Below are 15,321 nucleotides of genomic sequence, written 5' to 3' on the forward strand. Positions count from 1 at the left end.
ATTCCATTTTAACTCACTTATACTTAAAACTAACCTACTTTTTTAAGCCCTGAAATAGATTAGCGCCAAGCTTCTTACCTACGGTGACCTCTAGTTCTTCTTGACTCGCATTATAGATGGCTTCAAAGGTTCCAAAGTAGAGGAGTAATTTCTTAATCGTTGCGGCACCTACGCCTTCAATGGTTTGAAGTTCTAAACTCATATCACGCCCTCGTTTTTTCTTTTGATGATAAGTGATAGCAAAGCGGTGTGCTTCATCTCGAAGACGTTGGATAAACTGTAAGCGCTTATCGCTAGGAGGCAGTTCAAATGACTGGTTTTGGTTGTAAAGAAGATCGTGCGCACTTCCTTTGGCACGGTTTGCTTTGGCATCGCGTTTTTCTTTGGCGATCGCAAGTAAATCGACCTGTACCCCTTTTTGCAAGAGCAGACTTTTCGCCAGTTTTAAAATGGTTTCACCTCCATCGAGTACCCAAAGATCGGGAGCAGATTCTTTGGAAAAATCATTAATACGACGCTCTAACATTTCTCGCATTTGTGCATACTCATCGCTGTGGTGAAGTTCGTAACGGCGGTAACTAGCCTTGTCAAACCCTTCATCCCAAACGACCATGCCTCCGACGGGGGATTTGCCTCCAAGATGGGAGTTGTCAAAAATTTCAATGCGTTTGGGAAGGGCTGTAAAATCAAATAGCACTTGCATCTGTTCTGTGAGAGAATTATTGTTTTTGGTGCTGTGTTGAATTAAAATTGTTTTGGCATTCTCTTGCGCCATAGAGATTAAATGCAGTTTTTCACCGCGTTGTGGGACGCTAATGGTGATCTTTCGCCCAAATTTTTCACTTAAAAATTGACTCATATCTTCGTGTTCGTTAAAGGATTCTGCGATGAGAATTTGCTTGGCAAAGGTTTGATTCATCGGGTTATAAAACTCAAAGAGTGCGCGTTGATACAGCTCCTCTTTTTCAAAACCGTACGCATTGTGCATGAGTGTGTGCGATGTCGAGACGATTTTGCCACCACGAATAAACAGACGCATAATGACTGCTGTTTTTTCCATGATCTCAACGGCAAAAACATCGTAATCTTCCAGTTTTGAGAGTTCTACATGCGTTACATGTAAAGCGTCTTTAATGGAATTGATGATGTCACGAAGCTTCGCCGCCTCTTCAAAATTGAGCTTCATCGAAGCCTCTTCCATCTTTACATGTAAAAGGGTAACGAGCTTTTTTTGATCGCTTAAAGCTTCCAAGGCTTCTTGGACAATTTTGGTGTACACTTTGGTGTCTATCTTTTGTTCACACGGTGCTAAACAGCGGTGAATCTGGTGAAACAAACAGGCTTTTTTGCCTTTCAAACAGCCCTTCTTTTGCACCAGTGGAAAAGCTAAATAAAGCGCATCTAAAAGTGCCTTGGCTGAACCTGAAAGGGGACCAAAATACTTCATATGCTTATCGTTGACAATTTTACGTGTGATCTCAAAACGGGGGAACGGCTCAGCAAGATTGATGGCGATGTACGGGTAGGTTTTATCGTCGCGCAATAAAATGTTGTACTTGGGTTTGAGCTGTTTGATCAGCGAGTTTTCCAAAATGAGTGCGTCGTGTTCGCTTTGCACGACGATGTATTCGACATTTTCGACTTCACTAATCATCTTGGCGATGCGCGGTGAGAGATTAGGCGCAGCACTCAGTTCACCCGAAAAGCGAAAATAGCTCTTCACACGATTTTTAATGCTTTTGGCCTTGCCCACATATAATAGCATGCCTTGCGCGTTAAAATATTGGTAAATTCCCGCATTGTGCGGAGCGTTTTTAAGTTTTTGGGCTAGCATGATCGATTTTTTGTAATGGTCTCTTTAATCGCTTCAAAAAGTGCGCGCAGTTTTTCATCCTCACACAGCGTTTCAAAGGCTCCCGTGGCTTGTTCCGCATAGAAAATTTCTGAATTAGCAGAGGCAATCAACGCCTCTTCTTCGTTTTTTTGATTCGTGACAAAGGCTTGAACCTCGTTTACATGTAAACAAGCACACTCTGGAAAATGTGCATGAACCTCTTTTAATAGACTCTTTATTAAATTACGTTTATAATTAAATTCCATTTTGGCACAAGGATGATTGAGTACAAAAAAGAGCGTATCGTTTTTGGTGTACACAAAGCGTATCATGCTTGTGAAGCTTTTGGGTAATAAACTGAGCAATCTGTCATAACAACGCACCTGCTCATATTTCTTCATAGAAGGTTGTTGTACGAGATGAGAAATTATACTTTTAGAATCTTTCATGTTCTCATTATAGCATGTTTGGGCTTTGCTCTTTTTGGTTGTGGTTTCAAGGGTCCTCCTATTTACAAAGACAGTAACACAACGACCTATCCTAAAAATATACGCACAACCGTCAAATGAAAACGTCGTATGATGTTTTAATTATTGGTACAGGCATTGCGGGTTTAAGTACGGCACTTGCACTACCACGCTCACTGAGTGTGCTTATTGTCTCTAAAGATTACGCATGGGAATGCAATACCTTTTACGCACAAGGTGGTGTCGCCGTTGCCAAAGATACGGCTGACATACCTTTACATGTAAAAGATACACTCGGCGCTGGGGCAGGACATTGTGACCCAGAGGCGGTTAATGTGCTCTGTTCTGAAGGGCCGATTGCGATCAAACGTTTAATCAATATGGGATTTCATTTTGACAAAGATGAAGATGGAAATCTTCTCTACACCAAAGAAGCAGCACACAGCACCAACCGCATTTTACACGCAGGTGGTGACGCCACAGGGCGCTACATTCACCTTTTTTTAATGCAACAACTTCCTTTTCCTATTCTTTATAACACGCAAGTCACTGACCTATTGATTGATGAGGGTGTCTGTTATGGTGCACGTGTTTTTCATGCCGATAAAATTTTTAATCTTTATGCTAAAAAAGTCATTATTGCCAGTGGTGGAGTAGGGTCTCTTTACGAGTATCACACCAATGCGCGAACGATTAGTGCCGATATGCAAGGCATTTGTTTGAGTCATGGCATTGCACTTGCAGATATGGAAATGATGCAGTTTCACCCTACCGCTTTTGTGCTTGGCAACAGCGTTCGTAAACAGCTTTTAAGCGAGTCGCTCAGAGGCGAGGGCGCCATGGTGGTGGATGAAGATGGGAGACGGTTTGTGTTTGATTATGATCCACGAGGCGAACTTGCACCCCGCGATGTGGTGAGTCGTGCCATTTTTCGCTATAAACAAAAAACGGGTAAAGAGGTCTATTTAGACTTAAGTGCCTTTACCAAAGAGCATTTTGCACAGCGTTTTCCGAGTATCTATTTTAATATGACCAATATTGGCTACAACGTACCTGAACAGCGAATTCCTATCTCTCCAGCCTTTCACTACTCCATGGGTGGCATTAAAACGGATTTGCGAGGAAACGTTTTACATGTAAAAGATCTTTATGCCGTTGGCGAGTGCGCAAATACCGGTGTGCATGGAGCAAACAGACTTGCAAGTAACTCATTGCTTGAAGGATTAGTGTTCTCCGCTCGTGTGGCAGAGGAGATCAAACAGAGTATCTTCGAACCAAAGGTACAGCGTACGTTTAGCGAAGTTGAAGAAGTGCTGATACACGAAAATGACAAGGTGCTTAAAAATGAGTTACGCCATTTGATGTGGTATTATGCAGGCATCCTGCGAGAACCAAAAAATTTGGAAAAAGCAAAAAAGAGAGTGGAAGAGATGTTAGCATTATCCATTGGAAAACTGCTGAGACTTCGACTTTTAGTGTCACTTGAAATTATTACCAGTGCGCTTAATCGAAAAGAATCACTGGGTGCACACTATTTACAACAAGGGAATGACCTATGCGAATCTTAGTAGCGCTATTTGTTTTAGTTAATACCATTTGGGCGTCAAGTGGTCAAAATCTTACTAATACTTGGGTTGGAATCGTCTCATTAATCCTCTTCGTTGTGGGGTATTATGTCGTAGCCGCTGAGGAAAAATTTCATATCAATAAATCAAAACCTGCTTTGTTTATGGGAACATTCATTTTTATTCTCATTGGTATTTATTTTGCCGTAAATGGGATGGATAATACACCTTTAACGCATGAACTTGATGCTCTTATTTTAGAGATCGCAGAGATCTTTTTCTTCTTAATGGTAGCAATGACCTACATTGAAACGATGATTGAACGACGTGTTTTTGATGCGCTGAAATATAATTTAGTTTCAAAAGGCTATTCGTATAAAAAACTATTTTGGTTAACAGGAAGCTTAGCGTTTTTTATTAGTCCTGTTGCAGATAACCTCACTACGGCCTTAATTCTCTCCACAGTTCTGATCACAATCGAAAAAGAGGATAAACTCTTTTTAGTCCCAGGTGCGATTAACATTGTTGTAGGTGCCAATGCTGGTGGCGCTTGGAGCCCTTTTGGTGACATCACTACGTTAATGACATGGATGGCAGGTAAAGCTACGTTTGTTGAATTTTTTGGACTTTTCCTTGCCGCCTTTTTAGGGTGGTTGCTCACGGGTTGGTTACTCTCCTTATCTGTTCCCAAGACAAAGCCCCATTTTGACGCCAGTGTTGAACAAAGGGTTGTGATCTTAAAAGGTGGAAAAGTGGTGATTGCTTTAGGTGTTATTACCATTATCTGTGCCGTTTTATGTCAACAACTTTTCCATATACCACCGATGTGGGGTATGGTTTTTGGACTCTCTTTACTTAAGCTCTACACCTATCAGCTTAAACGTAGAAGCAATGAATTTATCAGTATTTTTCAATCCATCAGTAAAATTGAATACGATACACTGTTCTTTTTCTTTGGTATTTTAGCTGCGGTTGGAGGGCTTCATTTTTTAGGTTTCTTAGATTTAGCTGCAAAATTGTATGATAGTGCAGGTGCAACCACGGTTAACATTGGCGTAGGCTTTTTATCGGCTATCGTCGATAATGTCCCGGTGATGAGTGCCGTGTTAAAAGCCAATCCTACGATGAACGACGATCAATGGTTATTGGTAACAATGACCGCAGGTATTGGTGGGAGTTTGATTAGCTTTGGTTCTGCTGCAGGCGTGGGTGTTATGGGAAAACTTAGAGGTATTTATACCTTTGGAACGCATATGAAATACGCATGGACCGTGTTTGCTGGCTATGTTCTCTCGCTGGTGATTTGGTATATTCAGTTTGAAATTATTGGCATATTTTAATAGAAGGAAATAAATGAAAGAAGTCCCCATCTTAGTCTTAGATTTTGGTTCACAATACACTCAGTTGATTGCACGTAAGCTCCGTGAGAGCGGTGTTTACTGTGAGATCGTGCCTTACAATGAGAAGATTGAAGATATTCAAAAACGTAACCCAAAAGGTATTATTTTAAGTGGTGGTCCTGCGTCTGTATATGCGAAAGACTCGTATCATCCTGATCCTGCTGTTTACGCACTTGGTTTGCCTCTTCTTGGTATTTGTTATGGAATGCAACTTTTAACGCAACATTTTGGTGGAAGTGTTATTCCTGCGACGCATCAAGAGTATGGTAAGGCAAAACTGCAATTTGAGAGTGACCATAAAATTTTTAAAGACACACCATGTGGACAAATTGTTTGGATGAGCCATGGCGATAAAGTGGAAGCATTACCAGTGGGATTTGAGAAAATTGGGTACAGCGAAAACTCACCGTATGCGGCTATTGCCGATGAAAAACGCAATATGTATGCCTTTCAATTTCACCCAGAAGTTTTTCATTCAGAACAAGGTAGTAAGCTTTTAAAGAACTTTGCAAAATACATTTGTGGCTGCGAAAGTACTTGGAATATGGGCTCATTTGCGAAAGAGCAAATTGCGAAGATTCGTGAAAAGGTTGGTTCTAAAAAAGTCTTATGCGGTGTCAGTGGTGGCGTTGATAGCTCTGTGGTGGCAACCCTTTTAGCTGAAGCGATTGGCGATCAACTTGTTTCCGTGTTCGTGGACAATGGACTGCTGCGAGCACACGAACGTGAACAAGTTGAAACGATGTTTAAAAGTCGCAATGTTCCCCTCATTACGATTGATGCAAGTGAGAAATTTTTAAGCAGACTTGCGGGTGTGAGTGATCCTGAAAAAAAACGTAAAATCATCGGCGAAACCTTTATCGAAGTGTTTGATGAAGAGGCGAAAAAACATGATGGAATTCATTTTTTAGCTCAAGGTACGCTTTATACCGATGTGATTGAATCTGTATCGGTCAAAGGCCCTTCCAAAACGATCAAATCACATCATAATGTTGGTGGTTTGCCTGATTGGATGACGTTTGAACTGATTGAGCCTCTTCGTGAAATCTTTAAAGATGAGGTACGTATTTTAGGAGCAGAATTAGGGCTTCCAAAAGATATGCTTTCTCGCCATCCTTTCCCAGGACCGGGTTTAGCTATTCGCATCATGGGGGAAGTTACGAAAGAGGATTTAAAGCTTTTACGCGCAGCCGATGTCATTATGCTTCAAGAGCTTCGTTCATCTGGATACTATGACAAAACGTGGCAAGCCTTTACGGTTCTTTTAAATGTGAAAAGTGTTGGCGTCATGGGTGATAATCGAACGTATGATAATACCATCTGTGTCCGAATTGTGGATGCAACAGACGGTATGACCGCAACCTTCGCACACATCCCACATACGATTTTGGAAAATATCAGCCGACGTATTATCAATGAAGTGGCTGGCATTAACCGCGTGGTGTATGACATCTCCTCAAAACCACCTGCAACGATTGAATGGGAATAACAGACGATGATCTACCTCTTCAGCGATAAAGCGTATGAAGGGGTAGTGCATCTCCCACTTTTTGAGATTGTGTTTGATCCAACGCCTCTTGATTTGGAAGGATTTGATGCCATCATTTTTACCTCAAAAAATAGTGTTAAAGCGCTCGATCGAAATGGCAGAGCATGGAAAGATAAAAAAGCCTATGCCATCGGCGAAGGAACAGCTTCGTTTATAAAGAAGTGTGGCGGCAATTTAGTCTTTACATGTAAAGAGTCGTATGGCGACGCATTTGCCCAAATACTCACTCCTCTTTTAACCAATCAAAAGGTCTTCTTTCCCCGCGCGAAAGAGGTTTCCTCTTCACTGTTTGAAATTTTACATGTAAACCATATTGACATAGAACAACGCATTGTGTATGAGACAAAATGTAAGTATTATCCTTCTTCTTTTACCCCTTTAAAAGAATCTAAACTTATTTTTACTTCACCCTCTACGGTACACTGCTTTATGAAAAATTTTGACTGGGATGAGAGTTATACCGCCATTGCTATTGGTGAAAAAACAGCTTCCGCTCTGCCTTCACATGTTAAAAAGATTGTCTCTTCCTCTCAAAGTATTGAGGCGTGCGTCGCCTTGGCAAAAGCTCTTTAGAAGCTAAATTCCTTTATAATTAAAGAAGTTTAGTAGTTTGCCTCGCCTGGGTGAAGCGACAACCGTTTTCATGAGGGTCCAACAATTAGTATACGGGAATACGTACATTTTTGGTGTGCCTGTGGTTTCGTTTGAGCTTTGTAAAAAGTGAGAGATTGCAGCCTAAAGAAAAGGTCGACTCCCAGAAGTTGGCTTATTAGGGCCGCTTCAATCACGGAACGCTCACTTGGGTTTTTACATGTAAACGAAATAGATTTTTTTGGAGAAATATTAATGAAGGTAATGGTTGTTGGTAGTGGTGGCAGAGAATATTCTATAGGTTTAGCACTGAAACGTGATCCAAACGTAACTGAACTTTTTTTCGCACCGGGCAATGGTGCAACGCCACAACTTGGAAGCAATGTTACCTGTAAAGATTATGAAGCATTAGCCAATTTTGCTAAAGAAAATGGCATCGATCTGACCGTTGTCGGACCAGAAACCGCTTTGGTGGATGGTATTGTCGATATTTTCAAAGCCAAAGGTTTAGTCATTTTTGGTGCATCCAAAGCAGCAGCTCGTTTAGAGGGCTCGAAAATCTTTATGAAAAACTTCCTTTCTCGCTATAACATTCCAACCGCAAAATTTATCGAAACGAGTGATGCTAAAAAAGCCAATGATTTTATCGAAACCCTTGATCTCCCTATCGTTGTAAAAGCCGATGGTTTGTGTGCCGGTAAAGGTGTCATCATCGCGCAAAGCAAAGACGAAGCGAAAGAGGCTGTGAGTGATATGCTCAGCGGTAAAAGTTTTGGTGATGCAGGGCTTGGCGTCGTTGTCGAAGAATTTTTGGATGGGTATGAGCTCTCCTTATTTGTTATTTGTGATGGTGTGGATTATAAAATTCTTCCCGCAGCACAAGATCACAAACGTTTGAAAGATAATGATATTGGACCTAATACGGGTGGAATGGGTGCATATGCACCAACCCCATTAATTGATGAAGTGCTATATAAAAAAGTCGAAGAGCGTGTGGTTAAGCCGACGCTTGCAGGTATGCAAAAAGAGAATGCTCCCTTTGAGGGTGTGTTGTTTATTGGCTTGATGATCGTCAAAAATGAGCCGATTGTTTTGGAATACAACGTTCGTTTTGGCGATCCAGAGTGCGAGATTTTAATGCCACTGTTAAAAACACCTGCGAGCGAGCTTTTTTATAAAGCGGCAACAGGCAACCTTAAAAATTTAAACATAGAATTTTTTAATAAATATGCTATTGCAGTCGTGATGGCAAGTGAAAATTATCCTTATGGCAATTCAAAGCCAGCAGAAATTATTATTGATAAAAATGTTCATAAAGATCTCGAAAATACGCACATCTCTTACGCAGGCGTCAGCCTTGAAGATGGTAAGCTTTATGCAACAGGCGGACGTGTCCTTTTATGCGTGGGTGTAGGTGATAGCATCAAAACGGCACGTGATAGTGCCTACCTGCTTTGTGGACAAGTCCATTTTGCTGGAAAACAATTTAGAAGCGATATTGCATATCAGGCACTCAAGCATGACAAATGAAGAGTTGATTGAAAAGTTTGAAAGCGAAAATATTACATTAGCGCCACTACAAAAGCGTGGACTAGCGTATTTGATTGACGAAATCTTAATTTCCGTTCTTTTTTCATTGATTTATCTTGATCAAATGCCTGAAAATGTGACGACAGAAGAGCTTCTAAATACTATTAACAGTCTGTTTATCTATGTTGTCGTATTAAAAGTGATTTATCAAACTTTTTTTGTATGGATGTATGGAGCAACGTTAGGAAAGATTGCGATGAAAATCAGAGTGATTTCAACAGCTGATTTAGAAAATCCATCTTTAGTCCTTTCGTTAAGTCGAGCAGTGTTTAGAATTATTAGTGAGTCCATATTTTATTTAGGCTTTATATGGGCGTATTTAAATCCAAAAAGAGAGACATGGCATGATAGAGTCGCCAACACGTTGGTTATCAATGCGAATTAGATTTTTTTTCCTATTGTTGCTTTCTTTGGGAAGCTTATGGGCAGCACCAACACAAAAAACACCTCAAGATGTAGAAGTTTTAGCAAACAATGTGAGTAAAGAAGGGACATTAGTCCATGCTGTTGGCAATGTGGTTCTTTATAGTCCAAAGTATCTTATTACTGCAGATGAGGCCTTCTATGATCAAGCCAATGGTGATTTAGAGCTCTTTGGTAATATTACGCTACTTGAGGGCGTGAATTATGCTTCCAGAAGTGGGCATACCAAGATTAATCTTAATACCGACAAAGGCGTTTCAGACCCTCTCTTCTTTTTTTGATGAGAGTTCCGATGTATGGATAAAATGTGAAAATGCCATTTTAAATCCTGATACCTACATTACTCAAAAATCCATTGTTTCGAGCTGCAATACTCAAGACCCTGATTGGAAAATAGCATTTACGTCAGGAGAATTCGATAAAGAAAACAAATGGTTACATCTTTATAATCCTGTCTTTTATGCAGGTGATATTCCCGTTTTGTACCTCCCTTATTTTTCATTTACGACGGACAAAACTAGGCGTACAGGACTTTTAAAGCCTGAATTTGGGATGAGTAGCCAAGAGGGTTTTTATTACATGCAGCCTATCTATTTTGCTCCTGATGTGAACTACGATGTAGAGCTTCGCCCGCAGGTACGAACAAATAGAGGTGAAGGAATGCACGGAACCTACCGTTTTGTAGACTCTGCCTATTCTAATGGTTCTATTACAACAGGGTACTTTAAGGAACACAGTAGCTATGCCAAGGATGAAAACCTAAAAAATGATAGCCATTATGGTTTACAAATGACATATGATCGTAGTCAGCTTTTAAGTGAAAAATATAATACTATTGAAGATGGCTTATGGTTTGATATCAATTATCTTAACGATATAGATTATTTTAATACGATGAGAAATGATACGTTGAGCTATGATAAATTAGCAACTTCGCGTTTCAATTATTATATTAAGCACAATGAGGACTATTTTGGGTTTTATGCTAAATATTATATTGATACTTCACTAGTAACCAATGATACAACATTGCAAGAATTACCAACATTACATTATCACCATTTTTCAAATCCACTTTTATTTGATAATTTACTCTATTCTGTTGATTATCAAGCCCACAACTATACACGTTCAGAGGGCATAACGGCATTTCAAAATGAGTTTAATGCTCCATTTACCTTATATTTTTCATTTTTAGAAGATTATTTACATGCAAGCGTTTCAGAAAATATTTATGCAACGCATATTGCTTATGGAAACGATGATACACAAGAAAATGAGGGAAAATATTGGAGAAATTATCATAAATTTTCACTCTATACAGAACTTTCAAAACCGTACGATAATTTTTATCATACAATGTATCTTAATCTTGATCAAATTCTTCCTAGTAAAGAGGATGAAAATGGTTATGTAGCTAATTTTATTGCTTTAAATACATTGACTAAAAGTACCTCTTTAACACTCAAAGAATTTTTTTATAATGAAGATGGTGAAAAGAAAGTAAGTCACTCATTAAAACAGATTTACTACAGTGACTACGATTATAAGTATGGTGATTTGGAAAATGATCTCAAATACTATGTAACCGATAAAATTTATTTAGGGCATAATTTACATTATTCCCATGAATTTAGTAAAGTGTCTCGTAATCAAGTTTCTATTAATTATGCCGATGATATTTATTCGACATCATTACGCTATACCTACCAAGATAAAACATATCGAGAAAATACAATTTATAAAGTGAGCCAAGATATTTCATCTAATAAAGATTATAGCTTTGTGACTCTATATGCTGACAGTAAATATTTCACACATTATAATATTTTCTCAAGTGTTGATTATGATGTACAAGATGATCAATTTAGATCATGGAATATTGGGTTTAAAAAGAGTTTGAAGTGCTGGGATTATTCTATACAATATAGAGATAAAATAACGCCTAAATTAACGAGTGCAAGTGTTGACTCAGTGAATAGAGAAGGTATTATGTTTATGTTTAATATCTATCCACTTGGTAGCGTAGGATATGATCTTTCGAGAGAGTCCGAACAAAAATTTTAAAGAAATGTAGTTAATAAACGAAGGAGAAAAGAGTGGAATATAAAATTACCGTTAATAATCAAGAAGAGATTTACGATATTGGTAAAGTTGCAAAACAAGCAGCAGGTGCTGCATTATTGAAAATTAAAAACACTGTTATTTTAGCAACAGTTGCAAGAGACGACAGTCAAGTTTCAGAAAATTTTGTACCATTGACCGTACAATATGTTGAAAAAACCTATGCTGTTGGGAAGATTCCCGGTGGTTATTTTAAACGAGAAACAAAGCCTGGTGATTTTGAAACACTTACTTCACGCATTATTGATCGAAGTCTTCGCCCTCTTTTTCCTAAAGGATATGCTTATCCAACCCAAATTGTTGTTTTTGTCTTAAGCTGTGATCCTGAAGTTGATCTTCAAGTAGCTGCACTTAATGCTGCTAGTGCGGCACTCTATCTCTCTGATATTCCTGTGAATAAAGCAGTTGCTGGTGTACGCATAGGATATATTGATGGAAAATATGTTGTTAATCCTTCTAATTCAGCTTTAAAAACAAGCACTTTGGATCTTTACGTCGCAGGTACAAAAGAAGAACTTTTAATGATTGAAATGCGCTCTATTGCATCAATGGAAAGTATGAATCTTCCAATCATGGCCATTGATCCAATGCTTGATCCTACATTAGCAGAAAGTGTTATTACAAAGCAATCGATTAATGAATTTAATGAAGATGCCATTATAGAAGCAATTGACAAAGCTCAAAGTGCCATTACTGAGGCAACAAGTGCGTATGAACAAACGTTTACACCTTTGAAAAAAGAAGACGCGGAGCTTGATTATAAAGAAGATTTAGAAAATGATTCTATCTTTGCCTATATTGATGAATTTTATAAGCAAGACGTGCATAATGCCATCAATCAAATGGCAAAAAGTGAGCGAGCTAATGAGCTTAGTAAAATTGTAACTAAAATTTTAAGTGATGAAGTTGCCATTTTAGAGGGCTGGAGTAAAGAGCTTGTCAATAGTGTGATCAACGCGTATAAAAAGAAAATTGTAAGAGAAATGATTATTGAAAAACGTGTTCGTGCTGATGGTAGAAAGCTGAATGAGATTCGACCGATAAGTATTGAGACCAATATTTTACCATTGGCGCATGGATCATGTCTGTTTACCCGTGGACAAACGCAAGCCTTAGCTGTCGTGACATTGGGTAACGATAAAGATGCACAAATGTATGATCTTTTGACTGAAAAAAATACAATTAATGACACCTTTATGGTGAATTATAATTTCCCTGGATTTTCTGTAGGCGAAGCTTCTCCTCTTCGTTCACCAGGTCGTAGAGAGTTAGGTCATGGTAATCTCGCACGTCGTGCATTAGAGCCAGTTCTTGATATAAATCGACTACAAACGATTCGACTTGTGTCTGAAATTTTGGAGTCAAATGGTTCGTCTTCAATGGCAACCATTTGTGGTGGAGTATTAGCACTTAAAGCGGCAGGGATTAATATTGAAAAACTCGTTGCAGGTATTGCAATGGGACTTATTTTTGAAGGCGATAAACATGCAGTTTTAAGTGATATCATGGGCTTAGAAGACCATGATGGTGATATGGACTTTAAAGTTGCAGGAACAAGAGACGGTATAACTGCGCTACAAATGGATATTAAACTAGGCGGTATTTCACGTGATGTTCTTAAAGAGGCATTATACCAAGCGAAAGAAGGAAGAGCCCATATTTTAGGATTAATGGAAGCGGCAAGTCAAGAGATTATTGTTAACAATTCTATTTTGCCAAAACTTGAACTTTTTAGTGTTGATCCATCAAAAATTGTGGATATTATTGGACAAGCTGGAAAAACTATTCGAGAAATTATTGAGAAGTTTGAAGTCTCTATTGATCTTGATCGAGAAAAAGGTGAAGTTAAAATCGCAGGTGAGAACAAAGAAAAAGTTGAAGCTGCCAAAGAGCATATCATTCAAATTACCAATAAGCCTTCCTTTGGTGGACGTGGTGGCGGAAGAGATAGAGGAGGGGACAGACACAGTGCCCCTAGAGAAGAGAAGCCAGTTCCTACATTTGTGCAAGATGAAGTGGTAGATGGTGTTGTCAAACGTATTGTTGATTTTGGTGCATTTATTGAACTCCCTGGTGGCATTGATGGTCTCCTTCATGTCTCTAAAATTGCCGATCACCGTGTTGATAAAGTCAGTGATTATCTCGCTTTGGAGCAAAAAGTACGTGTCAAAATCTTGAAGCAAACGGGGAATAAGATCGAGTTAGGGCTAGAGCGCTAACTTTAAAGGGTTTTTAACAATTAGATGGCTATAATCTCGCTCACAAAGTGGTAAGTAGGGGTTTATCCGAACAGACTTTGAAAAACAAATAGGAGCAATCTTTGAAAAAGATTCTTTTTTTAATGGTAGCATTTGCAACGTTAGCGTTTGCAGGTGAGGGCGAAACAGTTAAAGCTTACTCAGCACTTGCTGTAGGTATCGTACTTGGTCTTGCTGCACTTGGTGGCGCAATCGGTATGGGTAACACTGCTTCTTCAGCAATTTCTGGAACAGCAAGAAATCCTGGTCTTGGTGGTAAACTTGTAACAACAATGTTTATTGCACTTGCGATGATCGAAGCACAAGTTATTTATGCACTTGTTATCTCTTTGATCCTTCTTTACAAAAACCCATTTCTTGGTTAATTAACAAACAAAACAGTGAGACCTTATCATAAGGTCTCTTCTTCTTATGCGGTCGTGGTGGAACGGTAGACACGCTACCTTGAGGTGGTAGTGCCTTACGGGTGTGGGGGTTCAAATCCCCCCGACCGCACCATTTTATCTCCCTTTTTTCCTTCACTATTTTATTAAATTCGATGTTAAATTATGTTACTATTTCTAAGACTATACAAATCTCGAAAGGTATCTGATGCGGGACTTAGAGCTCAAAAATGTTATTAAGCTAAATGGCAGAGAATTTCTTATCTCAACAATAAGTATGCATGTTCGTCACTCTTTTTTTGAAGGCGATGCTAAGAAAGTTGTCTACGAGACGATGGTTTTTGAAATTATTAACGATGAAGTACAATTTCATCATCCAATTTTTAATGAACGTTATAATATGCCAGATGAAGCTATATCCGAGCATGGTGCTATTATTAAACATCCTGAAAACTTCTTTATTCTTTAAGCTCAAATTTTTAAAAAACAATCAGCCTGCAAATAATTTGAATGAACCTATGATGGTAGGTGAGCAGGTAAGTTCAAAAATAAAGTATGCAAGAAAATTGTATATAGGCACATATCGACTGAAGTATTCAGATGTGATTTTTAAATTTTCTATGCTATTTTGATTAGTATTCGTCTCATACCATCATCAATATCTTCTTAATAAACTCCTAAAATTCATGGTCTAGAGTCACTTCTTTTAAAGATAAACTCCATGTTTTATCTTTTAGAATAGATATTTTGTTGCAAATATCTTTACATGTAAAGCAGTAAATTTATCCCTACTTCAGCACTTTTCTATAGGTTTGATTTAATAAATAAAATGATAAAATACTAAAATTTTGACTATTGTTTTTAGTTAAATTTAAACAAAAGGGTTGTATTTATGGAAGTTAATCTGTATGTGGAGAGCTTAAGATTCTTGGTTCTTAACCAATCTACATGCTTTGTGCTTTTAGCCACATTGATCGTTATGTTCAACGTTCAGGTTAAATCATTATGAAATACTTCCCAATGAAAAACGAGAGTATTCATATGAGTAATTCTACTGAAGAATTATTGCAAAAAGATAACTTCACAGTTGTCGCAGCAATTGCTGCTTCTATTCAGTCTTAAAACAAAAGCAAATAC

The 15,321-nt window shown here is 38.5% G+C and carries 13 protein-coding genes and 1 tRNA gene; 12 read left to right on the top strand and 2 right to left on the bottom strand.

Features of this window, described 5'->3' with window-relative positions; genetic code table 11:
• Positions 1-34: 34 nt before the first annotated feature.
• Both uvrC and FA584_RS03425 read right to left on the bottom strand, forming a co-directional pair.
• The gene (gene uvrC / locus FA584_RS03420; protein ID WP_191342095.1) at positions 35-1,837 is read right to left on the bottom strand and encodes an excinuclease ABC subunit UvrC; all 1,803 of its coding nucleotides are present in this window, start codon (positions 1,835-1,837) and stop codon (positions 35-37) included.
• Positions 1,828-2,166, bottom strand: coding sequence for a hypothetical protein (locus FA584_RS03425; RefSeq protein ID WP_226372237.1), 339 nt, complete (start codon positions 2,164-2,166; stop codon positions 1,828-1,830). Before FA584_RS03425 ends, uvrC begins: the two co-directional genes overlap by 10 nt.
• Positions 2,167-2,399: 233 nt before the next feature.
• Here FA584_RS03425 and nadB point away from each other — a divergent pair, with 233 nt between their 5' ends.
• From nadB to FA584_RS03480, 12 genes are all read left to right on the top strand, one after another.
• Positions 2,400-3,869: an L-aspartate oxidase gene (nadB, locus tag FA584_RS03430; protein ID WP_096045984.1), complete on the top strand. Its 1,470-nt coding sequence runs from the start codon at positions 2,400-2,402 to the stop codon at positions 3,867-3,869.
• Entirely contained in the window at positions 3,857-5,206 is a 1,350-nt protein-coding gene (nhaD, locus tag FA584_RS03435; protein WP_096045985.1) for a sodium:proton antiporter NhaD, read from the top strand. The genes nadB and nhaD overlap by 13 nt, the downstream gene beginning before the upstream one ends.
• Before the next feature lie 13 nt (positions 5,207-5,219).
• The gene (gene guaA / locus FA584_RS03440) at positions 5,220-6,755 is read left to right on the top strand and encodes a glutamine-hydrolyzing GMP synthase (RefSeq protein ID WP_096045986.1); all 1,536 of its coding nucleotides are present in this window, start codon (positions 5,220-5,222) and stop codon (positions 6,753-6,755) included.
• 6 nt (positions 6,756-6,761) lie between these two features.
• Positions 6,762-7,388: a uroporphyrinogen-III synthase gene (locus tag FA584_RS03445; RefSeq protein WP_096045987.1), complete on the top strand. Its 627-nt coding sequence runs from the start codon at positions 6,762-6,764 to the stop codon at positions 7,386-7,388.
• Between the two features lie 273 nt (positions 7,389-7,661).
• Positions 7,662-8,936, top strand: a complete 1,275-nt coding sequence (gene purD / locus FA584_RS03450) for a phosphoribosylamine--glycine ligase (protein WP_096045988.1) — start codon at positions 7,662-7,664, stop codon at positions 8,934-8,936.
• Positions 8,926-9,381 carry an RDD family protein gene (locus FA584_RS03455; protein ID WP_096045989.1) on the top strand — a complete coding sequence of 152 codons (456 nt, stop codon included), beginning with the start codon at positions 8,926-8,928 and terminating at the stop codon, positions 9,379-9,381. Before purD ends, FA584_RS03455 begins: the two co-directional genes overlap by 11 nt.
• Complete coding sequence (locus FA584_RS14385; RefSeq protein WP_228448588.1) at positions 9,371-9,700, top strand: hypothetical protein; 330 nt, start codon at positions 9,371-9,373, stop codon at positions 9,698-9,700. The genes FA584_RS03455 and FA584_RS14385 overlap by 11 nt, the downstream gene beginning before the upstream one ends.
• Positions 9,624-11,486 (top strand): LPS-assembly protein LptD, encoded by a 1,863-nt coding sequence (locus tag FA584_RS03460; RefSeq protein WP_228448589.1) that lies wholly within the window; start codon positions 9,624-9,626, stop codon positions 11,484-11,486. Before FA584_RS14385 ends, FA584_RS03460 begins: the two co-directional genes overlap by 77 nt.
• A 32-nt stretch (positions 11,487-11,518) precedes the next feature.
• Positions 11,519-13,762 (top strand): polyribonucleotide nucleotidyltransferase, encoded by a 2,244-nt coding sequence (locus FA584_RS03465; RefSeq protein WP_167750228.1) that lies wholly within the window; start codon positions 11,519-11,521, stop codon positions 13,760-13,762.
• A gap of 101 nt (positions 13,763-13,863) precedes the next feature.
• Entirely contained in the window at positions 13,864-14,166 is a 303-nt protein-coding gene (locus FA584_RS03470; protein ID WP_041956852.1) for a F0F1 ATP synthase subunit C, read from the top strand.
• A gap of 48 nt (positions 14,167-14,214) precedes the next feature.
• A tRNA-Leu gene (locus tag FA584_RS03475) sits at positions 14,215-14,299 on the top strand.
• Positions 14,300-14,392: 93 nt separating this feature from the next.
• Positions 14,393-14,653, top strand: a complete 261-nt coding sequence (locus FA584_RS03480) for a hypothetical protein (protein WP_087437927.1) — start codon at positions 14,393-14,395, stop codon at positions 14,651-14,653.
• Positions 14,654-15,321 lie beyond the last annotated feature (668 nt).

The sequence above is a fragment of the Sulfurospirillum diekertiae genome (assembly GCF_011769985.2).
GTDB lineage: Bacteria > Campylobacterota > Campylobacteria > Campylobacterales > Sulfurospirillaceae > Sulfurospirillum > Sulfurospirillum diekertiae.

Coding starts and splice junctions, on each gene's coding strand:
- FA584_RS03455 (WP_096045989.1), top strand. CDS start 8,926: ATGACAAATGAAGAGTTGATTGAAAAGTTTGAAAGCGAAAATATTACA.
- guaA (WP_096045986.1), top strand. CDS start 5,220: ATGAAAGAAGTCCCCATCTTAGTCTTAGATTTTGGTTCACAATACACT.
- FA584_RS03425 (WP_226372237.1), bottom strand. CDS start 2,166: ATGATACGCTTTGTGTACACCAAAAACGATACGCTCTTTTTTGTACTC.
- nhaD (WP_096045985.1), top strand. CDS start 3,857: ATGCGAATCTTAGTAGCGCTATTTGTTTTAGTTAATACCATTTGGGCG.
- FA584_RS03445 (WP_096045987.1), top strand. CDS start 6,762: ATGATCTACCTCTTCAGCGATAAAGCGTATGAAGGGGTAGTGCATCTC.
- FA584_RS14385 (WP_228448588.1), top strand. CDS start 9,371: ATGCGAATTAGATTTTTTTTCCTATTGTTGCTTTCTTTGGGAAGCTTA.
- FA584_RS03460 (WP_228448589.1), top strand. CDS start 9,624: ATGCTTCCAGAAGTGGGCATACCAAGATTAATCTTAATACCGACAAAG.
- purD (WP_096045988.1), top strand. CDS start 7,662: ATGAAGGTAATGGTTGTTGGTAGTGGTGGCAGAGAATATTCTATAGGT.
- FA584_RS03480 (WP_087437927.1), top strand. CDS start 14,393: ATGCGGGACTTAGAGCTCAAAAATGTTATTAAGCTAAATGGCAGAGAA.
- nadB (WP_096045984.1), top strand. CDS start 2,400: ATGAAAACGTCGTATGATGTTTTAATTATTGGTACAGGCATTGCGGGT.